Source organism: Winogradskyella psychrotolerans RS-3, from assembly GCF_000427335.1.
GTDB lineage: Bacteria > Bacteroidota > Bacteroidia > Flavobacteriales > Flavobacteriaceae > Winogradskyella > Winogradskyella psychrotolerans.
In genome coordinates, this window is the sequence record NZ_ATMR01000126.1 from 94,708 (window position 1) to 120,362 (window position 25,655).

At 34.4% G+C, this 25,655-nt stretch carries 19 protein-coding genes and 1 pseudogene; 11 read left to right on the top strand and 9 right to left on the bottom strand.

Features of this window, described 5'->3' with window-relative positions; translation table 11 throughout:
* Nucleotides 1-123: 123 nt before the first annotated feature.
* The 3 genes from ADIWIN_RS13160 to ADIWIN_RS13170 all read left to right on the top strand — a co-directional run bounded on the left by ADIWIN_RS13160 (nucleotide 124) and on the right by ADIWIN_RS13170 (nucleotide 2,333).
* Entirely contained in the window at nucleotides 124-819 is a 696-nt protein-coding gene (locus ADIWIN_RS13160) for an Ig-like domain-containing protein (RefSeq protein ID WP_020895132.1), read from the top strand.
* A 23-nt stretch (nucleotides 820-842) separates the two neighbouring features.
* Nucleotides 843-1,709 carry a hypothetical protein gene (locus tag ADIWIN_RS13165; RefSeq protein ID WP_020895133.1) on the top strand — a complete coding sequence of 289 codons (867 nt, stop codon included), beginning with the start codon at nucleotides 843-845 and terminating at the stop codon, nucleotides 1,707-1,709.
* A 198-nt stretch (nucleotides 1,710-1,907) separates the two neighbouring features.
* The gene (locus ADIWIN_RS13170) at nucleotides 1,908-2,333 is read left to right on the top strand and encodes an Lrp/AsnC family transcriptional regulator (RefSeq protein ID WP_051155467.1); all 426 of its coding nucleotides are present in this window, start codon (nucleotides 1,908-1,910) and stop codon (nucleotides 2,331-2,333) included.
* Nucleotides 2,334-2,370: 37 nt separating this feature from the next.
* On the opposite strand, the gene ADIWIN_RS19685 is transcribed toward ADIWIN_RS13170, so the two are convergent.
* Nucleotides 2,371-3,099 carry a GLPGLI family protein gene (locus ADIWIN_RS19685; protein WP_020895135.1) on the bottom strand — a complete coding sequence of 243 codons (729 nt, stop codon included), beginning with the start codon at nucleotides 3,097-3,099 and terminating at the stop codon, nucleotides 2,371-2,373.
* Nucleotides 3,100-3,235: 136 nt separating this feature from the next.
* On the opposite strand from ADIWIN_RS19685, the gene ADIWIN_RS13180 reads away from it, so the two are divergent.
* The 4 genes from ADIWIN_RS13180 (at nucleotide 3,236) to ADIWIN_RS13195 (ending at nucleotide 6,893) form a co-directional block, all read left to right on the top strand.
* The gene (locus ADIWIN_RS13180; protein ID WP_020895136.1) at nucleotides 3,236-4,354 is read left to right on the top strand and encodes a CNNM domain-containing protein; all 1,119 of its coding nucleotides are present in this window, start codon (nucleotides 3,236-3,238) and stop codon (nucleotides 4,352-4,354) included.
* An 8-nt stretch (nucleotides 4,355-4,362) separates the two neighbouring features.
* The gene (locus ADIWIN_RS13185) at nucleotides 4,363-4,851 is read left to right on the top strand and encodes a methylated-DNA--[protein]-cysteine S-methyltransferase (protein ID WP_020895137.1); all 489 of its coding nucleotides are present in this window, start codon (nucleotides 4,363-4,365) and stop codon (nucleotides 4,849-4,851) included.
* A gap of 126 nt (nucleotides 4,852-4,977) precedes the next feature.
* On the top strand, nucleotides 4,978-6,117 hold the full coding sequence (locus ADIWIN_RS13190) for a serine hydrolase domain-containing protein (RefSeq protein WP_020895138.1): 1,140 nt from the start codon (nucleotides 4,978-4,980) through the stop codon (nucleotides 6,115-6,117).
* A gap of 62 nt (nucleotides 6,118-6,179) precedes the next feature.
* Complete coding sequence (locus tag ADIWIN_RS13195; RefSeq protein ID WP_020895139.1) at nucleotides 6,180-6,893, top strand: 3'-5' exonuclease; 714 nt, start codon at nucleotides 6,180-6,182, stop codon at nucleotides 6,891-6,893.
* A gap of 55 nt (nucleotides 6,894-6,948) precedes the next feature.
* On the opposite strand, the gene ADIWIN_RS13200 is transcribed toward ADIWIN_RS13195, so the two are convergent.
* Nucleotides 6,949-10,944 (bottom strand): immunoglobulin-like domain-containing protein, encoded by a 3,996-nt coding sequence (locus tag ADIWIN_RS13200; RefSeq protein WP_040757327.1) that lies wholly within the window; start codon nucleotides 10,942-10,944, stop codon nucleotides 6,949-6,951.
* 166 nt (nucleotides 10,945-11,110) lie between these two features.
* Between ADIWIN_RS13200 and ADIWIN_RS13205 the strand changes: the two genes are divergently transcribed.
* The gene (locus tag ADIWIN_RS13205; protein ID WP_020895141.1) at nucleotides 11,111-12,802 is read left to right on the top strand and encodes an ABC transporter ATP-binding protein; all 1,692 of its coding nucleotides are present in this window, start codon (nucleotides 11,111-11,113) and stop codon (nucleotides 12,800-12,802) included.
* Here ADIWIN_RS13205 and ADIWIN_RS21665 read toward each other — a convergent pair.
* From ADIWIN_RS21665 to trhO, 7 genes and pseudogenes are all read right to left on the bottom strand, one after another.
* The gene (locus ADIWIN_RS21665; protein WP_020895142.1) at nucleotides 12,797-12,922 is read right to left on the bottom strand and encodes a hypothetical protein; all 126 of its coding nucleotides are present in this window, start codon (nucleotides 12,920-12,922) and stop codon (nucleotides 12,797-12,799) included. The genes ADIWIN_RS13205 and ADIWIN_RS21665 overlap by 6 nt on opposite strands.
* Nucleotides 12,923-13,159: 237 nt before the next feature.
* Nucleotides 13,160-13,814, bottom strand: a pseudogene (locus ADIWIN_RS13210) (CoA transferase subunit B).
* Nucleotides 13,815-13,915: 101 nt separating this feature from the next.
* Nucleotides 13,916-14,617 (bottom strand): CoA transferase subunit A, encoded by a 702-nt coding sequence (locus ADIWIN_RS13215; protein ID WP_020895144.1) that lies wholly within the window; start codon nucleotides 14,615-14,617, stop codon nucleotides 13,916-13,918.
* A 92-nt stretch (nucleotides 14,618-14,709) separates the two neighbouring features.
* Complete coding sequence (locus tag ADIWIN_RS13220) at nucleotides 14,710-17,067, bottom strand: penicillin-binding protein 1A (RefSeq protein ID WP_020895145.1); 2,358 nt, start codon at nucleotides 17,065-17,067, stop codon at nucleotides 14,710-14,712.
* A gap of 5 nt (nucleotides 17,068-17,072) precedes the next feature.
* Nucleotides 17,073-17,576: a gliding motility lipoprotein GldH gene (locus ADIWIN_RS13225; protein ID WP_040757328.1), complete on the bottom strand. Its 504-nt coding sequence runs from the start codon at nucleotides 17,574-17,576 to the stop codon at nucleotides 17,073-17,075.
* Entirely contained in the window at nucleotides 17,560-18,777 is a 1,218-nt protein-coding gene (locus tag ADIWIN_RS13230; RefSeq protein WP_020895147.1) for a PSP1 domain-containing protein, read from the bottom strand. The genes ADIWIN_RS13225 and ADIWIN_RS13230 overlap by 17 nt, the downstream gene beginning before the upstream one ends.
* A 140-nt stretch (nucleotides 18,778-18,917) precedes the next feature.
* Nucleotides 18,918-19,985: an oxygen-dependent tRNA uridine(34) hydroxylase TrhO gene (trhO, locus tag ADIWIN_RS13235; protein WP_020895148.1), complete on the bottom strand. Its 1,068-nt coding sequence runs from the start codon at nucleotides 19,983-19,985 to the stop codon at nucleotides 18,918-18,920.
* Nucleotides 19,986-20,663: 678 nt separating this feature from the next.
* Here trhO and ADIWIN_RS13240 point away from each other — a divergent pair.
* From ADIWIN_RS13240 to recA, 3 genes are all read left to right on the top strand, one after another.
* The gene (locus tag ADIWIN_RS13240; RefSeq protein ID WP_020895149.1) at nucleotides 20,664-23,072 is read left to right on the top strand and encodes a TonB-dependent receptor; all 2,409 of its coding nucleotides are present in this window, start codon (nucleotides 20,664-20,666) and stop codon (nucleotides 23,070-23,072) included.
* A gap of 14 nt (nucleotides 23,073-23,086) precedes the next feature.
* Nucleotides 23,087-24,388 (top strand): DUF4374 domain-containing protein, encoded by a 1,302-nt coding sequence (locus ADIWIN_RS13245; protein WP_020895150.1) that lies wholly within the window; start codon nucleotides 23,087-23,089, stop codon nucleotides 24,386-24,388.
* 252 nt (nucleotides 24,389-24,640) lie between these two features.
* The gene (gene recA / locus ADIWIN_RS13250) at nucleotides 24,641-25,645 is read left to right on the top strand and encodes a recombinase RecA (protein WP_040757350.1); all 1,005 of its coding nucleotides are present in this window, start codon (nucleotides 24,641-24,643) and stop codon (nucleotides 25,643-25,645) included.
* The last annotated feature ends 10 nt before the right edge of the window (nucleotides 25,646-25,655 follow it).

The window sequence follows — 25,655 nt, forward strand, 5'->3', positions numbered from 1 at the left end:
TCAAAACCTATAATCTATACTCGCAAAAAAACACCCTCATATTATATATAAGGGTGTTTTTTTAAACATTACCTGTAAGGCTTATAGAATTTTAAAGACAACTACTCTATAAATCTATTATCTATGATTAAAAAGTACGCGTTTTGGTTTGTTTCAATATTCATTTTACAAACAAGTTGTATAGGAGAAGATGTTATTACTGATTTTATAGAACCCCAGTTGAGAATTCTCAATCCAATAAGTTCATTACCTGCTTCCGAAACCTATCAATTTAACACGGCGTATTTTAATAATATTGGCATTGAAGAAGAAACTACAGTAATATGGAGTAGTTCTGATGAAACCATTGCTACTATTAATTCTACAGGATTACTGACCGCAATATCTGAAGGAGTCTCAACCATTTCGGCGAGCATTCAAGATGATGACATTTTTTTAGAAGAAAACTTTCCAGTCACTATTACTGAAGACGGGACGGTTGTCATCATAGAACCTGTTGTAAAATCTGGAACCATAATTACCACTAGCAGTTATTTACTCACAGGCACATTCACGCTAAAAGAACAAGAAAACTCAAATAGTTTACTACTCTCCGTAAATAGCGATTACCAAGCAACAACAAGCTTACCTGGACTTTATTTATACCTAACCAATAATCCGAATTCAATTTCCGGTGCTTATAGCCTAGGCCCCGTAAGTGTCTTCAATGGCGCACATACATATACTATCCCTGAAACTAATATTAACGATTATGCCTATTTACTTTATTGGTGTCAACCTTTTGGCGTAAAAGTAGGAACAGGCGAAATAGTAGATTAATTCATCATCTTTAGACCATTACAATGACCATAAAAAAATTAGTCGCTACACTAGCAATCATTCTCTTCTGTTTTCAATTTTCTTTTTCGCAATGGACAAAAGATAAAGGCAAAGGTTATTACAAAGTCTCTGCTTGGTATTTAGAGTCAGACGAACACTATACAGATACAGGAGATAAAGATCCTAACGCAACGCGAACAGATTTCAATTTCAACTTTTATGGTCAATACGGACTGACTAAAAAATGGGATTTAATTGCGTATGTTCCGTTTTTCGCAAGAACCACTCAAAATGATGTTGTGTCTGGTACAACAGGAGATGTTCTTACAGAAGGAGAAGCCGTTAATTCTATTGGTGACATTGATTTAGGAGTCAGCTATGGTATTTTAAATAAGAATTCTTGGGCCTTATCTGCTACATTTACATTAGGACTTCCAACAGGTAAAAGTGAAGGAGGCTCTGACGGTAGTTTTCAAACAGGTGATGGAGAATTTAATCAACTATTACAACTTAACTTAGGTAAATCATTCAGCGTTTATAACCAATCGTTTTATGGTAAAGCGTATTTAGGTTTTAACAATAGAACGAATGATTTTTCAGATCAAATTACAACAGGAATAGAGTTTGGAACACAACTAATTAAAAATAAATTTTGGTTAATTGGAAGGTTAAACACAATTCAATCCCTGCATAACGGAAGTCTAAATGCACAGAATTCTCAGGGCAGTATATTCGCCAATAATATTGAATATGTAGGTATTGGAGGGGAAGCCTCTTATTATATAACTAAAAAATTAGGAGTCTCATTAAATTATAGTTCACTTTTAAGTGGAAAAATTATTGCCGCAAATCCATCATTTAGAGCTGGCGTATTTTTAGACATCAAATAGAAAACACGTCAAACTAACATTAGAGTATCCCTTTTAATTATGCCAAAAGTGTCGTTATTATTTTGAATACATAAAGCTAGTAATAAATGCTATTTTTGAAAAACATACTATAAACCCCTTCATCAAATCTTGATTTTTGATTAATAATCAAATTAATTTTACTATATTTAGTTTCGAATCAATCGAATAACCAATAAATTGATTTCGAAACTAGAAATGGACACTATTGACGAAAAAATCATAAAAATGCTTAGTGCAAACGCACGAGAGTCATTTGCAACCATCGGGAAATCGGTAGATTTATCTGCTCCTGCTGTTGGGAAACGTGTCAAACAATTGGAAGATAAAGGATTTATTTTAGGCTATTCACTTCGCCTTAATCATGAAAAACTAGGAGTCAATGTTAAGGCTTATATCAATTTAAAAATCCATCAATCGAGTACGTTAAGAACAGCATACAATCAAATTAAATACTTAGACGAAGTGCAGCGTTGCGATCGCATTACAGGGGAAGACAGTTTGTGTATTTTAGCTTATTTTAAAAGCAACAAAGAATTAGTAATCTTATTAGAACGCATCTCCCAATATGGAGTTCCAAATACAAGTATTATTTTAGAAAGTTAGTGATTTCTAAAAACCAGTAAGTTTATATTCACATACTTTAGTTATCCCCAAAAGGGTTACCACTAGATTTTATATACTCTTCTTGTGTTAGTAATTCTCCTTCAATGGGTTCTATTATATCATCAGCTTCAGGATTATCAATATCAATTTTTGTTACGGTCCATAGCAATACAACATCTTCAATTTTCATAATTAAACCGGGTAAACCGTTAAAACCTCTTGGACCATGTTTTACATGGATTTCTGGTGTAAACCACGCTTTTACTTTCTTATCGTTGCGTTTATCTATAGTTGCTAAATAGCACGTATAGCCATCTATAACTTTAGATTCTTCCGTAATGGTCCATTCTTTTGGTTTTTGTATAACTCTTTTGGTAGGTCCCGATACAGAATTTTGAGTAATACTATAATCCCGACTCCAATCATTGTAATAGGTTGTACTTCCTCCAGCCATTATCCATGACAAATTAATATTACTTCGCGTAATTATAAGTCCGTCACTGCCATTATTCCATCCAGGAATATCAATTTTAGGCTCTACATTATAAATTGCAATACTATCATTAAATATCAAATAGCCTTCAACGGGTTGCGATTCGTGCATCAATGCAAATACTTCATTTTGAGCATCTGTGTTTTCCTTATTTTCAAAAGGTTGCTCTATACTGTCCTTAATTGTTTCGAGACGATATGTTATCTTTCCCTTAATTTGTGCAGATAAACTATATGACCCTAGTAAAACGACTATTAAAATTGTATTTCTCATAACTCTAAATTTACAATTTTTTCTTAACTTGTTCTTTTTGATTATTAACTATAACTTAGTAATAACTAAAAAAATAGCTAGCTTTAAATTCGTATTCATTTCGTAACTTTGTACATCTAAAAACTTCAAAACATTAATGGGCTTACTCATTTTTTACGCTGTCATATCTATCTTCTTTTCATTTTTGTGTTCTATTTTAGAGGCTGTACTTTTAAGCTTAACACCAACATTTCTTAATATTAAAAAGAAAGAAGGTAAAGCTTATGCTCTTGAATTAGAAGAACTAAAAAAGGATGTCGATCGTCCATTAATTGCTATTCTAACATTAAATACTATTGCACATACTGTTGGTGCCATCTTAGTTGGTGTACAGGCAAAAGTTGCTTATGTAGAAATTTATGGTACTACAAAACGCTCTATTTTAGGTTTTGAGTTTACAGAAGATATCATGGTTGCTGTTGTGTCTACGGTTATGACGATTCTAATATTAGTAGCTTCAGAAATTATACCTAAAACTATAGGAGCTACCTATTGGAGACAATTATCTAATTTTACGGCAAAAGCTTTAAATATTTTAATATTTCCACTAAAATGGACTGGTATTTTGTGGGTACTTCAACTCACCACAAAACTAATTGGCGGTAAAGGTCATGGTAGTATTTTAAGTCGAGAAAGTTTTGCTGCTATGGCAGAGATTGCTCACGAAGAAGGTGTTTTTGAAGAAAACGAAAGTAAAGTCATTAAAAACTTACTAAACTTTAAAGAAGTACAAGCCAAAGATGTGATGACACCGCGTACAGTTATGAAAACTGAAGACGAAAGTTTGACGATTGAAACATTTTTTAAAGCCAATTCTAATATTCGATTTTCTAGGATTCCTGTTTTTACTGATGAATCTGATAATATAACAGGTTTGGTTTTAAAAGCTGAAGTCTTTAAAGAAATGGCGCTTGGTAATGGTTCTAAATTATTGGCTGATATTAAACGAAGCATCATTATTGTGAATCGTAGTTTACCAATTCCAAAATTATTTGAACAATTGGTAGAAAGCAGAAATCATTTGGCTTTGGTTGTAGATGAATACGGTACCGTAAGTGGTTTAGTAACTATGGAAGATGTTATAGAAACACTCCTTGGACTTGAAATTATGGACGAAAGCGATAATGTATCTGACTTACAGCTTTTGGCAAGACGAAGCTGGGAATCTAGAGCAAAACGTTTGGGTATCATTGAGAATGATAATCCAGAAAACTAAACTTTTTATTGGAACAGTTACCTCTACAAATCTGCTATATTGAAACTCCACTTGGACATGCAAAAATTAGTGGTAATGAAGATGGTATTTCCTCGGTTTCAATTGTAAATACACAAGAAGAATTATCAGAAAGTATTCCAGAAGCCTTATTAGATTGTGTGATTCAGCTTAAAGAATACTTCAACACTACTAGAAAAAATTTCGACTTAAAATTACATCCTGAAGGCACTGATTTTCAGAAAAAAGTATGGAAGCAATTGGAAACTATTCCATTTGGTAAATCCATATCCTATTTACAATTATCCAAACAATTAGGTGATGTAAAAGCCATACGAGCTGCTGCAAGTGCCAATGGAAAAAATCCGCTTTGGATTATTATACCTTGCCACCGTGTGATTGGTAGTGGTGGAAGTCTCACAGGTTATGCTGGTGGATTATATAGAAAACAATGGTTACTAAATCATGAAAGCGAACATAAACAACAGTCACTTTTTTAGTCAGAATTTTACTATATTTAGTTTTTAAATTGCTCCTACAAAACTAGCGTTTCGCAAACGTCTCAGATAAACAAGTCATATTTAGCAAATAGCCTATGACAATTAAAAACCAATACGTATAAACACATGAAATTCATCAAAAAATTACTAAAATGGCTCATCGGAATTATTGTCGCATTAGTTATTGCTGCTTATATTTTTGATTATGATTACATCTTAAAAGGTGTCCGTGTTGTTTATTTCACAGGCCATTCTACAGCCTTTATTGACGATTACCCTTATTTTGAAAATGATACGATTAAAAAAGGGACAACAACGGATGACTGGCCATTACACAAAAATTACAATTCGGTAACTGCTACAGATGCATTAAAAGCAATAAATGATCAGTATGGTACAATTGCGTATTTGATTATAAAAAATGATAGTATTTTCTATGAAAATTATGCTGAAGATTACAGTAAAGATTCTAAAACCAATTCATTTTCAATGGCTAAAAGTATCACCTCAGCTTTACTTGGTAAGGCGATTATGGATGGCTATATAAAGAATTTAGATCAACCCATTAGTGATTTTTACCCGCAATTTAAAGGTACAAAAACAACAGTTGGCGACTTATCGTCTATGTCTTCTGGCTTAGATTGGGTAGAATCTTATACAAGCCCATTTTCTATTACGGCAAGAGCGAATTATGATGATGATTTAGCTGAAACAATTTTAAATCAGAAAGTCGTAAAAACACCTGGTAAAGAATTTGAATACTTAAGTGGCAGTACACAATTGTTAGGTATGGTCATCAAAGAAGCCACCGGAAAACAACTAGCAACATATCTTTCTGAAAGTTTTTGGCAACCTTTAGGAGCAGAAAACGATGCCTTATGGCAATTAGATGATGATAAAAATAAATTAGCAAAAGCCTTTTGCTGTATTTCTAGTAATGCTCGCGATTTTGCGCGCTTTGGTAAGCTCTACAAAGACCATGGAAAATGGAATGGCAAACAACTACTAGATTCTACTTTTGTAGCCACCTCAACCCAATCTAGATTTAAAGGTCAGCCCTATGGTTATGGTTTTTGGATAAGTGATTATAACAATAAACACACCTTTGCAATGATTGGTATTTTAGGGCAATATGTAATTACAATTCCTGAAGATAACATCATCATTATCAGACTAGGACATCATAGAAGTCCTGAGAAAGTTAATTTTTTCCCTTCGGATTTTTATGTTTATATTGATGAAGCTTATGCGATGATGAAGAAATAGACTTATTTAGAATTAAAATCTCTAAGGCTTTTTAAACTTTTGAGGTTTAAAAATTGACACCTATGATTTCAAAACTCAACCTAGAACATATTCTATTCTTAGACATAGAAACTGTTCCTGAAACGGAAAATTTCACTGATTTAGACAAAACAAAACAAGATCTTTGGGATGCTAAATCGCGCTATCAACGCAAAGAAGAATTTACAGCCGAAGAATTTTACGACAGAGCAGGCATTTGGGCTGAGTTTGGAAAAATTGTATGCATTTCCGTTGGGTATTTTAATATAGAAGGTGAATCACGAACCTTTAGAGTCACGTCGTTTTATGGAGATGAAATTAAAATATTAAAGGACTTTAAAAATTTACTGATTTCACATTTTAGCTCTAATAAGCATTTATTATGTGCCCATAATGGTAAGGAATTCGACTTTCCATACATTGCCAGACGCATGATTATCCACAACATAGAATTACCTCACAAACTAAATCTCTTCGGCAAAAAACCATGGGAAGTACCTCATCTCGATACTTTAGAGTTATGGAAATTTGGAGATTACAAAACATACACTTCTTTAAAATTATTGACGAACGTTTTAGGCATTCCTTCACCTAAAGATGATATTGATGGCAGTGAAGTTTACCGCGTTTATTACAAAGAAAAAGAAGTTGATCGTATTGTTGTCTATTGTGAAAAAGATACGATTGCTGTAGCTCAAATATTCTTAAGATTAAGAGGAGATGAATTACTTCACGACAATGAAATAAAGCATGTGTAAAAAAAGTCCAGATTTAAAATCTGGACTTTTCATTTTCAACTAGTTCATTAAGATCTTATTCCTTAATAAATCGCTTTACTTTAGTTTTCTCACCAATGTTTACTTGTAACATATAAACACCACTATCAAATTTAGAGACATCAATTGCCGAGGTGTAACGTCCTTTTGCTACCGTCTGTCCTAACATATTTGTAATTTGAAATGTTTGTGCTTCAAAACCAACTAAATCAATATTAAGCGTCTGCTTAACAGGATTTGGATGTACTTTAAAATATTGGTTTGGATTATCTGAGATTGTACCAGGATTCGTATCTAAGGTTGAACTCCCCACATTGCCTAAACAGAAATTAGTCGTTTGAGAGCTTGTAAATGATGAACCAGATACTAAAATTACTCCCGAATCTGAATTTGTTAGAGAATAAGAACCATTCCCATAAGAACAGCAAATACCATCTCCATAAACATCAGTAATTATAAAATCGTAGCAACCATCTTCTAAACAGCCTACATCAACAGTTAAAGTAGAACCATCTGCCTGAGAGCCATAAGTTCCTCCAGAAGCCACTGTACTGCCAGATGCATCTCTTATACTCCAAGCCGTTTCTTCAGGATAATTATCAAATGTAATTGAAAGTGACACATCAGAACATGAACTAGAACCTCCACTTGTAGTAAGATTAACAGCATCAATAGCCATATCACCTTGCCAAGTTGTTCCTGTAATTCCATTAAAACGTAATTGAATTGAACTACCAACATAAGCAGCTAAATTCACACTACCTGTTAACCATGAATTTCCCTGATTACCAGACTCACTCCAAATACTTGTCCAAGATGATCCATTATCACCACTTACTTCTAAAGCTAAACTTCCCATTGCAGTCGTACCATACATATGATATTTAAAAGTAAAAGTCGCTTGTGATGCACTTCCTAAATCAAAACAAGGAGAGTTTAGAATTGCTCTTTTTGTAGAATAATTAGGTGAAGACGATTCCATAAACACATAATAAGAACCAGTATCGGCACTTGAAGGACCTGTATTGCTAGATGGTGTACTTCCACTTCTATTGGTCCAATTAAAATCATCGCTAGAACTTTGAGACCAAGATCCTAAAGTGTTTTCAAAACTTTCAGAATAAGGAAACATAGAAATACCACCTGAACAATCACCAGTAGAAGGTTGCGTTACCACAATAGACCTAGTGCGTTGCGTTGCTGAGTTTCCAGCGGCATCACTTACATTATAATATTTAGTATAGGTTCCTGCTGAATTTGTATTTACCGTTCCTGTGATTACGATACTCGACGTTAAGTTGCCATCAATATTATCTGTTGCAGTTGCCCCCAACTCATTATAAGTATCTCCAACTTCTAAGTTAATTGTTGACGCTCCTGTTAAAGTAATTACTGGTGCAGTGGTGTCTGCAGGCTGTGTTACAACAATCGACCTTGTGCGTTGCGTTGCTGTATTTCCTGCTGCATCACTTACGTTATAATATTTGATATAAGTTCCTGCTGAATTGGTATTTACCGTTCCTGTGATGACGATACTCGATGTTAAATTACCATCACTATTATCTGTTGCAGTTGCCCCTAACTCACTGTAAGTATCTCCAACTTCTAAGTTAATGGTCGCTGCTCCATTTAGCGTAATAACTGGCGCTGTTGTATCTGCAGTGCCTGCAATTAAGTTAACGGTGTAATCTTCAACTTCACCATAAGTAAATGATTGACACGCTGTAGGAATCGCATTATAACTCATAGACACACGCATTCTTGTAGCTCCAGAATAGGTTCCTGCTGGTATTGTAAAGCTTGCACTAACAGGTGACGTTTGTGTTGCTGCTTGTGATAAAACTTGTTCTCCCGAATCTGAGAAATCACCATCATGGTTATAATCAATCCATACGGAATACCCTTCATTATATTGAGTCCCCGTCCAAGTTGGAGTTACACTTACCGTATAACTTTGGCCTTGAGTTAAATTGGTTGACATATTTGTAAAATCCGAATAAAACTGTGCTCCAGAGGAATTATTAATAGTTCCTAATTGCACTCTACTAATGTACTCATCATTAACATTACTACTTGTTGACGTGCAATAGTTTAATTGCACTTCTGTTGTCGTAAAATTCACAGAACTTGTATAACTTGATGTTGAACTATCTGCACATTGACTTCTTACCTGCACTTCATAAGACGTTTCTGAAGATAAACCAGACAGAGATGTTGATGTTCCTGAAACTGCAGATGTTGTCCATGTCGATGTTCCGACTTGACGGTATCTAAAATCGTAAGACGCACCAGTTACAGCATCCCAAGATATAGTTGCTGTAGAAGACCCAAACCCATCAATAGATAAACCTGTTGGTGTCGTTGCACTGCAAACTATTGGCGTTCCAGATAAGCCTGTAACAATTAATGAATAGTTTTGACTTCCACCTGTTAATGAGCCTTTATGCGTAATTGTAATCGTATACGTTCCGGAAGCATTTGCGACATCGACACGTTCGTAAGGATCTTTAGTATTGTCTCCTTTTCCATTTGTTGTAACTCCTGTTAATCTCCAAGGAGTATAACTTGTACCTCCTTTAGTCACTCTAATATCTAAATCATTAACTAAATTAGATGCAGTAGAATTTACAGCTGTAGACGCTGTCCCTGCTCTATCCGTCCAAGAAACTGAAGCATATAAATCATTTATGCCGTCAGAGTCTACAGTAATTTGATAAGACTGTCCATTAGATAGTGTTAACTCTTCAATTTTAGATTCATTTCCATTGCTTGTAATTGCTTCAGCAGCACGCTTGGTATTCATTAAACCCCAACCAAAGACAGCATCTGGTCCGCTAGTACCGGCATCATCTGCAGTATGAAGTGCCAATCCTTTTAAAGTAGCAGCTTTCATATAACTCCCGTTTACATTGTTAGCATGTTGTTGTAGTAATAATAAAGAACCTGCAACATTTGGTGATGCCATAGACGTACCCGTGATACTAGCATATGCTGTATTACTAGACTCATATGTAGAATATACAGCTGTCCCATTACCTGTAATGTCCGGCTTAATTCTATAATCATCGGTAGGTCCTTCGCTACTACTACTGTTTATCGTTACACTTACAAGGTTTCCGCTAGCATCAATATTAGCATCATTAGCATTGGCTACAACCATATTGTTTTTAGCCGTTGCATGACCAGAAAGTTTATCATAGGAAGAATTTCCAGCTAAAGGTGAACTATTTGCTGAATTATCAGAACCATCATTACCTGCGGCAACAACCATTAAATAATTTGGTGCATTAAACATAATGTCATCCCAATCTCTAGAATCCGTAATATAACCTCCAAAATAATAACTAGGCAATTGAGCTTGTCCAGCTGAATTTCTAGCCGCATACCCATAAGAATGATTTGAAATTAACATTCCGTTTCCTGCAGCTGTTGCGGCCTCAGACGTATCGTTATTCCATTCATAACCCACAGCACTTGCCTGAGGAGCCATTCCTTTTGCATTAGCAACAACACCAGATGCAATAATAGTTCCTGTAACATGTGCAGAATGGTAATTTAAGGTTGTGGTGCCATCTCCTATCGAAAATCTGTTATTACCACCAGGTCCATCATATTCTTGGTGAGATGCACGCGCTAAACCCCCATCCCAAACATGGGCTATCATATTTTGACCATCGAGGCTCAATCCTAAAGAACCACCAGAATTTAAATGATTTGCTCTTGTAGACTTTGCTGCAGCGACATTAAATGTGCTGTAATAAATAGGTTTTCCTTCTGAAGAGATTTTTTGAAGTTCCATATAAGAATCTTCAGTTTTAATAATAAGTGGCCAACCATTAACTAATGCCATCTGTGTAGCAAAATCTTTTTCGGCTTTAGCTAGTTTATTAAAATTTTCACTTAATTCTTTAATCGCTAGTTTATCATAGCGACTTGTGATCTGTTCTTTTTGAGAATCGGTTTGTGCATATGCTGATAGAACAGACAGCATTAATATGATTACACAAACACCATTAAAATACTTTTTTTTCATACTAAATAGGGATTATTTATGATTATTTATTTGTTAATTTTCTTGAAAGTATTAAAATTTTGTTAAAATCACAATTTAACGAAAACGTTTTCGTTGAAACATACGTGTCTTTTTTAAGGTTACGGTTTTACCACAGCACTATTGAAGAAAATAACTACATTTACATATGGCAAATGAGAAATTAATAGAAGTTAAGGGACTACAAATTTCCTTTTATAAGGATAAAATTGAAAAGGAAATTATTAAAAATGTTTCCTTTCATATTAATCCAAATGAAATTGTAGCTGTTGTTGGTGAATCTGGTTCTGGAAAATCTATTTCATCATTAGCTTTAATGGGTTTATTACCTAAGCAGATTTCTAAAATTACTTCTGGTTCTATCTTATTTAAAAATGAAAATTTAGTTGGTTTGTCTGAAAAAGAATTTCAAGCCAAAAGAGGAAAAGACATTGCGATGATTTTTCAAGAACCTATGAGTTCTTTAAATCCCTCGATGCGATGTGGTAGACAGGTTGAAGAAATCTTAGAACAACATTTCAAATTATCTAATTCAGAACTAAAGACCGAAGTATTAAATTTATTTGAAAAAGTAAAGCTTCCCAATCCAGAACGGATCTACAAAGCTTATCCTCATGAAATTTCAGGTGGACAAAAACAGCGCGTCATGATTGCCATGGCCATTGCCTGCAAACCACAACTATTAATTGCGGATGAGCCAACAACAGCTCTAGATGTTACGGTTCAAAAAGAGATTTTAGAGTTGTTGAAAACCATTCAGACCGAAACAAAAATGAGTGTATTGTTTATTTCGCACGACTTATCCTTGGTTTCCGAACTCGCAGATCGTGTCCTCGTAATGTATAGAGGAGAAATTGTAGAACAAGGCACTACGGACACCATATTTAATTATCCGGAACATAATTATACGAAAGCATTAATCGGAGCACGACCTTCAACTGAATTTAGATTAAAACAATTACCGACAATTTCAGATTTTATGACTGATAAGGTGAGTACAGCAATTGTTTCAGATTTAGAAAGAGCAGAAAATCACGAAAAACTATATGCACAGAAACCGTTATTAGAAGTTATAGATGTTGAAAAAACATATTTCTCAAAAACAGGATGGTTCACAAAAGACCAACCCTTTAATGCTGTTGATGGTGTAAGCTTTAAAGTGTACCCTGGTGAAACTATAGGTTTGGTAGGTGAATCTGGTTGTGGTAAATCTACTCTAGGTAATGCGATTTTACAACTAGACAAAGCCACATCTGGACGTATTTTATATAAAGGAAAAGACATTATCAATTTAAGTCGTTCTGAAATGCGGACGCTGCGAAAAGATATTCAGATTATTTTTCAGGATCCCTTCGCTTCTTTAAATCCTCGGTTAACCGTTGGCAATGCTATTATGGAACCGATGATTGTTCATAATATCGAAACGTCTAACAAAGCACGAAAAGAAAAAGTAATAGATATTTTAGAAAAAGTTGGTTTAGATGCTTCAGCTTTTGATCGTTATCCTCATGAATTTTCTGGAGGTCAACGTCAACGTGTGGGTATCGCAAGGACAATTGCTTTAGAACCGCAACTTATAGTTTGTGACGAATCGGTTTCGGCTTTAGACATTTCTGTACAAGCACAAGTTTTAAATTTATTGAATGATCTAAAAGCCCAATTTGGGTTTACCTATATATTTATTTCACACGATTTGGCTGTTGTAAAATATATGGCAGATCAGTTATTAGTAATGAATCAAGGAAAAATTGAAGAAATTGGAGATGCTGATCTTATTTATGCGTCTCCAAAGCAAGCATACACAAAAAAGCTAATTCATGCTATTCCGAAAGGATTATAGCATGAATACTCTTTTTGCTAATTTTAAAACATTTGAGACTAACTCTAAAGTGTCTTCTAATGCTGAAAATTGGTAATCTTCATTTAAAGTAGGTTCTGGTAGATTTGATTGAGTTTTCATAAGCAGGAATTTATGATCGATTTGGGGCAAAAAGGTAAATTGCGGTTTATGTTAAATCAGTTAATAATAGGTTAATTTGGGGACTGCAATATGGAATATATTTTCAATATATCTGCCTAAATACATTATAAATCGATGAAATGCAATTATTTTTAACATTAAGAGCCCTAAATGAGGAATTTACTCACAAAAAAGCCGTTATAAAATAACGGCTCTAGTTTTATATTATAGAATTATTTATAATGGCATTTCAGGTATATCTCCTTCAATAATCAGCTCTCCCTCTGTTGCATTTTTTGATGTCTTCTATAGAGACTCCAGGTGCGCGTTCTAAAAGTTTAAACCCTTTTGGTGTTACTTCTATAACCGCCATATTTGTTACTATTTTCTTCACACAACCAACTCCTGTTAACGGTAAAGAACAATTTTTGAGCAACTTAGACTCACCTGCTCTATTGGTATGCATCATAGCTACAATTATATTCTCTGCACTAGCCACTAAATCCATAGCGCCTCCCATCCCTTTAACCATTTTACCTGGAATTTTCCAATTGGCTATATCACCATTTTCTGACACTTCCATTGCTCCAAGTATCGTTAAATCAACGTGTTGACCTCTAATCATAGCAAAACTCATTGCTGAATCAAAAAATGAAGCTCCTGGCAATGTTGTTATGGTCTGTTTTCCTGCATTAATAATATCTGCATCCTCCTCTCCTTCAAAAGGAAATGGCCCCATTCCCAAAACACCATTCTCACTCTGAAATTCTACTTCAATATCATCCCTTACATAATTAGCAACTAACGTAGGTATACCAATACCTAAGTTTACGTAATATCCATCTTGTACTTCCTTTGCAATTCGTTTTGCTATTCCGTTTTTATCTAACATATCTACTGTCATTCCTGCGAAAGCAGGAATCTATTTAATTAAAACTTTATCTCTACTAGTGGATTCCTGCCTTCGCAGGAATGACAAACTTTATATACTATTTAACTCTTTTGTCTTACCGTTAGTTGCTCAATTCTCTTTTCGTATGTTTCTCCTTTAAAAATACGTTGCACAAAAATACCTGGTACATGAATTTGATTAGGATCTAACTCTCCGACTGGTACTAATTCTTCAACCTCAGCAACTGTTATTTTTGCTGCTCCGCACATTACAGGATTAAAATTACGAGCCGTTCCTTTAAATATTAAGTTGCCGGCAGCATCACCTTTCCATGCTTTTACAAAAGCAAAGTCAGCTTTAAAGGCATGCTCTAAGACATACATTTTTCCATCAAATTCTCGGGTTTCTTTACCTTCTGCAACTTCTGTTCCATAGCCCGCAGGTGTGTATATGGCAGGAAATCCTGCTTGTGCAGCTCTACAACGTTCTGCTAAGGTACCTTGAGGAATTAACTCAACGTCTAATTCACCTGAAAGCATTTGTCGTTCAAACTCATCGTTTTCACCAACATAAGATGAGACCATCTTTTTAATTTGCTTTTGATGTAGTAATAAGCCTAAGCCAAAATCATCGACTCCGGCATTATTAGATATACAAGTCAGTCCTTTTATATTACGTTTTACGAGGTCGGCAATGGCATTTTCTGGTATTCCAGATAAGCCAAAACCACCGAACATAAAGGTCATATTATCACTGACGCCTTTTAGAGCTTCAGAAATATTGTCCACTTTTTTATTAATCATATTTAGAAAAATTTTGCTTCTGAAAAATACAAAACTAAGTCCTAAATTTATAATTAATAGTCATAAAAGAAGAGTGTGATTATTCCGGGTAACTAGAAATCTAACTGAATATTATCGACACCATCAGACTCATCAAGAATATCGCCTTCGTCTTTAGCTGTACAGTCAATATCAATTTTTAAATTTGAAGGTTTTTCAAATTGTCCTTTAGACACTTCTAAGGTTTCATCTGCATAACAAGCGTTCATGTATAATCCCCAAATTGGCAATGCCATTGAAGCACCTTGACCATAAGTAATGGTTCTAAAATGCGCTGCTCTATCTTCTGCACCAACCCAAACACCAGTAACTAAATTTGGCACCATACCCATAAACCAACCGTCACTCTGGTTTTGCGTAGTACCTGTTTTACCTGCAATTGGATTTTGTAAATCATAAGGATAACCCGTCATGACTTCTCTATACATTTGATTGTACTTATCAACTCCTTTAGATCTTAAACGTCCTCCGGAACCCGCTTTTGTAACACCTTCCATAAGATTTACAGTTACATAAGCAACTTCTTCACTTAACACATCTTTACTCTCAGGAACAAATTGATATAGAATCGTACCATTTTTATCTTCAATACGCGTCACCATTACGGGTTTGTTGTAAACCCCTTTATTCGCAAACGTAGAATAGGCTGCAACCATTTCATAAACACTGATATCTGCTGTTCCTAAAGCAATAGCCGGAACTGGTAGAATCTCTGATGTAATCCCCAGTTTTCTAGCCATTTCAACAACAGGTTGTGGTCCAACTTCATTCATTAAACGTGCTGTAATTGTATTTGTTGAACTCGCTAAGGCATCTTTTAGCGTTTGCTCACCTGAATAGTTACCATCCGAATTTTTAGTTGTCCAAGGTTCTGGATTTCCAAATTTATTGGCTTCAATTGTAATTGGTGCTCTTGGAAATATATCACAAGGAGACAACTGTAATTGATCGATTGCTGTAGCATAAACAAAAGGCTTAAACGTAGAACCGACTTGACGCGCTCCCTGATTTACCATATCGTATTGGAAGTGTCTATAATTCATACCTCCAACCCAAGCTTTTACATGACCCGTTTGTGGGTCCATAGACATCATTCCTGTGCGTAAAAACGATTTATAATAACGCATAGAATCTATAGGTTTCATAATGGTATCTATCTCACTAGCATCACCATCTATCCATTTAAAAACCCTCATTTCCGTTGGTTTCTGAAACGACGCTTCAATTTCCTTATCTGACTTTCCTTGCTTTTTAAGAATTCTCCAACGCTCACCACGTCTCATTCCATCACTCATCAATTTATTAACCTCAGCAGTACTAAGATCTAAGAAAGGTGCTGTTTTATTGCGCTCTGGCGTATTCTGATTATCAAATTCAGCTTGTAACCTTGGCATGTGTTGATTTACGGCGTTTTCAGCATATTGCTGCATACGCGAATCTATAGTTGTAAAAATTTTAAGCCCATCAGTATACAAGTCGTACTTATCACCATCTGGTTTTCTATTCTTATCATCCTTTGCCCAATCTTTCATAAAACCCCTTAGGTATTCTCTAAAATATGTCGCAATCCCTTCTCTATGCGATTCAGGTGAATAATTTAAATCTAATTCTGTTTTTTGAAGCGAATCTTTTTCTGTTTCTGTGATGTAATCGTATTTAGCCATTTGAGCTAAGACAACATTTCGTCTATTTCTAACACCTACAGGATTCTTATGTGGTCTTGGGTTGTATAAGGAAGAATTCTTAAACATACCAACTAACATTGCTGATTCTTTGACATCTAAGTCTCTTGGTTCTTTTCCGAAATAGATACGAGATGCAGAACGTATACCATCACCATTATTACCAAAATCATAGATATTGAAATACATGGCAATAATTTCTTCCTTTGTGTACTGGCGTTCTAAACGAATGGCTATGACCCATTCTTGTATTTTTTGAATTATAGCATTTGTTGTATTGTCTTTATCCCTAACACCAATAAATAATTGTCTAGCTAACTGTTGCGATATGGTACTTGCTCCACCTTTACTTCCTAAAAAGACAAAAGCTCTTAGAGTTCCTCTGCCATCAATACCAGAATGATCATAATGACGTACATCTTCTGTAGCAATTAAGGCATCTACTAAATTTTTTGGTAAATCTTCATAACCAATTGGAGTTCTGTTATCATCAAAATAAAACTTACCTAATGTTTGATCATCTGAAGATATTATTTCTGAAGCCAAATTGGTTTCAGGATTTTCTAATCTTGTATAGTCTGGCATTTCACCTAAAACTCCCCAAGATGCCAATAGAAATACTAATACTACAGCTAAGATACCACCTAAAAATACTATCCAAAACCAACGTACATATTTTGAAAAATCTAACGTTTCTGATTTAGATTTCGTTGTCTTCTTTTTTGCCATATTCACTACTTTTGAGCTTGTTCTACTCTAAAACCAATATCTGTTATTCCTTGTAAATTCTCGACACCATTAACAACACCATTATTTCGCATAGCGTGTTGAATGTTGACCGTATATTCACCTTCTTCATTAAATTTAAAAGGCTGATCGAAACCTCTAAACCATAATTTATTTTCTTTTAAATCTGAAAAGCCAGTACCTAAAAGTTCACCATTTGGTGCTGCCATTTTATATTCCAAAGTATCTTTTACAACCTTTCCGTTGGGATAGTCAATATCTACAATAAGAAATAAGTTGCTAAATTTATAAGCATTAGTATTCCTTAAATTAACAAATAAGTTATAATTTTTTAATGTGTCTGGTGCTTTAAATTTAAAACTCGCTACCGAATCTTTATGCCATTGGTTTGGCACGGATTTGTAGGTATCAAATACAGCATCCGAGTCGCAACTTGTGAATAAAAAACAACTGATAATTACAAGAAATAACCCATTAACTTTTCTTAGCATTTGGCTTTGGCTTTGCATTAGAACTTTGATTGCGGTTTCGATTTCGAGTTTTGTTTTTGTTGTTATTTTGGGTGTTCTTATTGTTTTTACGTTTCTTATTCGATTTTGGATTATCGAAACGTGTTAAACTATCTTGCCCTACAACGTTTTCAAACTCGTTTTTAGTGTCTTGAATATGCTCAACAGCATATTCTTCTAAACTTGCTACTATTTCTTTATTCTTATTCTTTTTAATAATTTCATTAGCTTGATCTGTAGTGATAATGTGCCAATTCATCCATTCACCTTCATAAGCATACCACATTAAACCTTTAAAAATATCTGTTTTCTGACAAACGGCATTTCCTTTTTCAGTATATAATTTTGTATCCGCTTTAGGGAACGCTTTTAATGCATCTAAATAAGAATCTAACTCGTAATTAAGACAACATTTTAATTTTCCACATTGTCCTGCGAGTTTTAAAGGGTTTAAAGATAATTGCTGATAGCGTGCCGCTGAAGTGCTCACAGATCTAAAATCCGTTAACCATGTAGAACAACACAATTCTCTACCACAAGAGCCAATACCACCAAGCCTTGCTGCTTCTTGTCTAAAGCCGACTTGCTTCATCTCAATACGTGTTCTAAACTCACGTGCAAAGACTTTAATTAACTCTCTAAAATCTACACGTTCTTCTGCAGTGTAGTAGAATGTAGCTTTGCTGCCATCTCCTTGAAATTCTATATCTGAAATTTTCATTTTCAGCTTCAAATCTATAGCAAATTGACGTGCTTTAACCTTCATTGGTTCTTCCTTATCTCTAGCGGCAGACCAAATGTCGATGTCTTTTTGCGATGCTTTTCGGTATATTTTTAAAACATTTTCAGCGTCATCAAGTCTTACTTTTTTGCGCTTCATTTGTATACTTACCAATTCACCTGTCAGTGTAACCATACCAATATCGTGACCAGATTTTGCCTGAGTCGCCACAATATCTCCTATGCTTAGCGTAAGTTTTTCGGTGTTTTTATAATAGTGTTTTCTACCATTTTTAAAACGCACTTCAACACCAATAAAGGGTTCTTGTCCGTTTGGTAGTGACATATTAGCTAACCAGTCAAAAACAGTAAGTTTATTGCAGCTATCTGTACCACAAGTTCCATTGCTTTTGCATCCTTTTGGTTGGCCATCTTCTCCAGTTGAGCAACTGTTACAAGCCATAAAATTTTATATATTAAATCTAGACCATTAAAAGCCTAGATATAGGATTCGTAAATAATTAATGAGTAAAGATAAAACTATTTATGGACTTCTTACGGCATTGTCATTTTAGAAACAAATATAACAGAGTAAGGCGTGATTTATTTGGGCTCAAAGCTTTCAAAGATATTACGCAAATCCTTTTTAAAAGGTAAATGATCTGCACGTCCTTTTTTGAAAATATCGTTACTATTACCTTGTCCTTTTCGCAGTGCTTTCTGTTCTTCGAATGGCAATTGGTTTATCTCCATACAATTTGAAGAACAACAGTTTTCCATTTTTTCTTTACACTCATCACATTGAATAAATAATAAATGACACGCTTCATTAGCACAATTGGTATGCAAATCTGCAGGATTTCCACATTGGTGACAATTCGCAATGACATCATCAGAAATACGTTCAGATCGTCTTTCATCGAATACGAAGTTTTTACCTAAAAATTTATTTTCTAAACCTTCAGCTTCAATTTGCCTAACGTAGTTGATGATACCACCTTCTAATTGAAATACGTTTTTAAAGCCTTTATGCTTGTAATAGGCACTTGCTTTTTCGCATCGGATTCCTCCAGTACAATACATTACAAGTTTCTTATCTTCTTTGTGTTCTCTTAAATCTTCTTCAATTAAATCTAAAGATTCACGAAACGTATCTACATCTGGTGTTACGGCATTTTTAAAATGACCGATTTCACTTTCGTAATGGTTTCGCATATCTACCAAAACGGTGTTTGGATCTTCAATAAGCTCATTAAACTTTTCAGCATTAACATGAACTCCTTTGTTAGTCACATCAAAAGATGCATCGTTTAAACCGTCTGCGACTATTTTGTTACGCACTTTAACTTTCAATTTTAAAAATGCAAAATTATCGTGCTCAACGGCAATATTTAATCTTACATTTTCTAAAAATGAAATGGTGTCTAAATGGTTTTTGAATGGCTCAAAATTTTCTGCAGGTACAGAAAGTTGGGCATTAATACCTTCGTTTGCCACATAAATTCTTCCAAGAACCTCTAATTGGTCCCAAGCAAGAAATAGGTGATTTCTAAAAATTTCGGTATTGTTGATTTTGGCGTACTTGTAGAAAGAGACTGTTAAGCGTTCTTTTCCCGCTTGTTCAATAAGTTCTGCTCTCTCCTTAGCACTTAAGTTATTGTACAGTTGCATGCTATACTAATTTTTAAGGTTAAAGAATTACATAAAAAACATAAGACCGCTTCGCTTTAAGAGCAAAAAAACAAGACTAGACCGTAATTAAATTACAATCATTCTTAAGTTAAAAGCATCATTCTAAAAACGAGCAACTTCTATCTTAATCTTATATTCCATTAATACAAAGGTATCGTTTTTACTGAAAACGCTTCAAAATAAGCATAAAAAAAAGCACCTTGAATATTTCAAAGTGCTTTACTAGATTAACTTATCAACTTAAAACAAATTAAAAAGTTAATCTACATCGGCTTAACAGTTATTGAGGGTTAACAAACGATAACTGAAACACCTAATGCTTTACTAGCTTATATTAAAAAGAAGAAAAATAGCTCTACTTTTTAAGGGCAATCATAGCAATCATTTCCTTTTTCATTTAGTAGATGCAAAAAGTGTAAAATGGTTGCGTCAAAATAATAAAAAATATGATGTCTTTTTAAAGACGAATAACTTAGACATGCTTTTATTGCATAGACTTCCATAGAACTAGTAAATCAATTACCTACAAACTAATAGAAAATGAATCTTACTTTATGATTGTATATACGCATACCCCTCGCTAAAAATAAATTAAAATAATCGCTATTTTTATTTGGAATAAATATAAATAAGGATATTTTTGCCAAAAATTTAGACGTGTCCAATTTCAAAATATTTCCTGTTTTTTTATTCCTAGCTTTTAGCATCATTGGCTTTAGTCAGAATGGAAGTCTCTATGGAAAGGTAAAATACAATTCTAATGAACCTGCTGTTTCTACATTTATTGTATTAAATGGGAATGACATCTCGAAAGAAACCAACTCTAATATAAATGGTAGCTATAGCTTTAAAGATATTCCTTACGGAACTTACACCATAGCCTTTTATTCATTAAATGACATTCCTAAAACCGTAACGGTAGATTTAGCATTAAAAAATCAGGAGGTTAACATTACTTTAGAAGTCTCAGCCTTAGATGAAGTTTTTGTAAGATCTAAAACCGTACAGCAAAAAATTGAAGAAAAAGGATTTGCAGTTAATGTTATAGAAACTAAAGAAGCGGCAATTCAATCGATTCAAGTTAATGAGTTATTAGACCAATCTGCAGGAGTTAGAGTGCGTCAATCTGGTGGTTTAGGATCTCATGCACATTATAACTTAAACGGAATGACAGGGAATTCTGTAAAAGTTTTTATTGATGGTGTTCCTATTCGAAATTTTGGACCTTCATTTTCATTAAACAGTATTCCTCCGTCTTTAATTAAACGTATTGAAGTTTACAAAGGTGTTGTACCTCCACATTTATCTGATGATGCCATGGGTGGAGCCATAAATGTTGTGCTAAATGATATTACTAAAAATGAATTAAAAGCGTCTATTTCGGCGGGATCATTTGGCACCTACCGCACAGATATTAATGGTGGTTATAGAAACAATAAAAATGGTTTTACAGCTAGAGGTTCTGCCTTTGTAAACTATGCCGATAACGATTATGAAGTTTGGGGAGACCAAGTTGCTGTAGCACTTTCCGCAGGAACGCCTGATGTTTACATTCGAGCGAAACGTTTTCATGATAGATACAGATCACAAGGTGGTAAAGCTGAATTTGGATATACAAATGTTTCTTGGGCAGATAAGTTTTTGGCTGGTGTTTTACTTTCCAATATGGATCAACAAATTCAAACCGGTGCCACTATGGAAATTGTATACGGTAACCGATTTACAGAGCAGCATACTAATATGTATAGCCTAGAGTATGCAAAAAAAGAAGTTATTAAAAATTTAGATATCAGCGCTTTTGCATCGTATTCGCGTCTTAATAGAAAAACCATAGATACTATTGCAACGCAGTACAGCTGGTTAGGTTATCCTACGAGTTACTATAATGATCCTGATGTTTGGGCAACAGGAGCAGAAGCAGGAGATCCAACACTTCAAAAAGATATTGATGAAACGATTAATGCACGTACTAATGTAGCATACCACATCAATGACAACAACACGATTCAGCTAAATCATTTACTAAACACATTTACGCGAGATTCTGATGACCCAATGCTTCCTGCTGCAGAAAACGCCTTAAAAGAAGAACGCAACTATTTGAAATCCATCTTAACGCTTTCATTTGAAAATAGTGCCTTTGATGAAAAGCTAAGAACTTCAGTTTTTGGAAAATCGTATTATATGGATAGAACTTCTAAATTACGAACGCGAACTTCTAACACATCAAATTCAACCATCATTATTGAAGAAAACAATATTACTTCTAATGATTTTGGTTTTGGCGGCTCTATTTCTTATTCGATTTCTCCTAAATTAACCGTATTTGGATCTGCAGAGAAAGCCATTCGTTTACCAGAAGCTAATGAGGTCTTTGGTAATGTCGCAGCAAATTTAAATGCTTCAGTAAACTTAAAACCAGAGCACAGCAACAACTACAATTTAGGATTCACCTACGATAACTTAAAGCTTAAAGAACATACGTTTGGTATTACAGCTAATCTATTTATTAGAGACACAGAGGATTTAATTATGCAGTTTCCAACAGGCAGTAATGAAGAATTCTTTGAAAACTCTAACATTGGAAAAATTTATACAGAAGGTGTCGATTTCACATTAAACTATAATTATAAAGAAAGGCTTTTCTTTAGTGCCAATTCTTCATTTTTTAATGCTAGGGATTATAATGTGACTTATGATGTCAATGGAAATCCAATTACTCCAAGTTACGAAAGACTTGCCAATACACCTTATTTTACAATGAACTACAACTTAAAATTCAACACACAGAATTTTATTCAAAAAGGGTCTACACTATCTACATACACTAATTTACTATATGTACACGATTTTTTTAGAGGCAGCAGTGTACTTGGTGGCTCAGGAAAAACAGTAATTCCTTCTCAAGTTTCTTTTGATGCTGGTTTTGCTTACACATTTCCAAAAAACAAAATATCACTAAGCTTTGATGTAAAAAACATATTTAACAATCAATTATTCGACAATTACGCGCTTCAAAAACCCGGAAGAGGGTTTTATGGCAAACTTTCATTTACAATTTTATAAAACAATTTAATATTATGAATTTAAAATCATTTTTAAATATCGCCTGTATATCGGCATTAACTTTAGCAACTTTTTCATGTAGTGAAGATGATTCTCCTTCCTCAGGACCATCTGAACCTTCAAACTATAGACCATACCACTTAGTAATCGGTTCTAGTCCGACTGGCGAATCTGAAACCTACACGCAAGGAGTAACTGTAGAAGAGCTTAACGACCCTAATAAGACGTTTACATTTAATGGTTATGGTCAAGAGATTCCATCAACACGTACCGCAAGATTGTATACCTCAGATGATGGTGAAACAGTATATAACTTAAATTATGGTGGTGGCGATATTGCGAAATATGACTATATCAGCGGACAAAACTATAGTTTACTTTTAACAACGGATATTCAAGCCGTAATGGGAACAGCATATCCACGTTGGACAAAAATTGATGATAACTACGCGATGTTGCATAATGTAACGACAGAAAACATCTACGAAGATCCAACAGATGAAACGTCACCATACATTAAGACTACAGCTACAGTAACTTTAGCTCGCGTAGATTTAGGTACTATGAATGTTTTAGAGAATGCCTCATTTGAGTTTCCTTACAACGAAGATGAATCTACAGAAGGTATTTACACCTTCCGTATAGATGCGCCAGTAATTACTGATGGAAAATTATACTATGGTGTTGCTAAACGTTTTTATGACGCTTTAACTGGTGAGGTTGGAGATATGGTATATGATAACGTTGAAACCTTAGTCGTAGATTATCCTTCTTTAGAAAACGAAACTACGATAACCTCAACATTAGCACAAGGATCTACCAATGGCTACAGAACACCTGTTGCTCATAAAGATGAGAATGGAGATACCTTCCAATTAATAACATCTGGAGATGTTTCAATTATGAAAATTAGCAACGGAGCTTACGATTCAGCTTATGGTAAATTCGATATTATGTCGCTCTTAGGTCATAATGCAGAAGCTAATACAGGTTGGTTTTACGTCGGTAATGGTATTGGTTATGTACCTGTTTTAAATACCGATTTAGGAGATAGTGCAAGTTCTAATTGGGATGTTGTACGTATTGACGTGTATAATAAAACAGCTACCACAATGAATGTACCATTAGATTTATGGTTACGTCAATACCAATGGGCAAGCGTAATTGATGGTAAATTATACATGGCTTTAGCATCTTTAGGTGGTGAAGGCAAAGTTTACATTTTTGATCCTAGTACTACAAGTGCAGATGGCTACACTACAGGTGCGACTTTACAAACAGGAACAACAGACGCCTCTTATATTGGGTTGTTCTAAACCTAAAATCACAAAAAAACCTATAGCTTAAAGAATAGGTTAACTATTTCAATAAGAAACCAGAGTAAATACATACTCTGGTTTTTTTATGGTAAATAAGGTTCGTTAACACTATGATTTCTCTGGAATCTTAAAAAAGTCAAAAAATCATCACTTTCATTTGTAGTAATTTGAAACGAGAAATGTTATTAATTAAAATAAGTGGTATTTTTGAATAATTATTTAATGACGAATTCTAAGAAAATAGAACATATGAGTAGCGAAAAAGATGCAAAATTAAAAGCTTTAAAATTAACTTTAGACAAGTTAGATAAAGCTTACGGAAAAGGAACAGTAATGAAAATGAGCGATCAAGCTGTTGTTGATGTTGAAGCTATACCTTCTGGCTCATTAGGATTAGATATTGCTTTAGGCGTTGGTGGCTATCCAAGAGGCCGTGTTATTGAAATATATGGACCAGAATCTTCTGGTAAAACAACCTTAACACTTCATGCTATTGCTGAAGCTCAAAAAGCAGGTGGTATTGCTGCATTTATTGATGCAGAGCACGCTTTTGATCGTTTCTATGCTGAAAAGTTAGGAGTAGATATTGATAATTTAATTATTTCTCAACCAGATAACGGAGAGCAAGCCTTAGAGATTGCAGATAACTTAATTAGATCTGGTGCTATTGATATTGTTGTAATTGATTCTGTTGCAGCCCTAACCCCTAAGAGTGAAATCGAAGGTGAAATGGGTGATTCTAAAATGGGCCTACATGCACGTTTAATGTCTCAAGCACTTAGAAAATTAACAGCCTCTATTAGCAAAACGAATTGTACTGTTATCTTTATTAACCAATTACGTGAAAAAATTGGTGTAATGTTCGGTAATCCAGAAACTACGACCGGTGGTAATGCCTTAAAATTCTACGCTTCTGTACGTTTAGATATTAGAAGATCTACACAAATTAAAGATAGCGATAGTAACGTAATGGGTAATAAAACCAGAGTTAAAGTGGTTAAAAATAAAGTAGCACCACCTTTTAGATTGGCAGAATTTGACATTATGTATGGCGAAGGAATTTCTAAGGTAGGTGAAGTTTTAGACTTAGCAGTAGAGCACGAAATCGTTAAAAAGAGTGGGTCTTGGTTTAGCTACGGCGACACAAAACTTGGACAAGGACGTGATGCCGTGAAGATGATTATTAAAGATAATCCGGATCTTATGGACGAACTAGAAGCGAAAGTTAGAACGCTGATTAAAGAATCTAAATAGAATAAAAAAA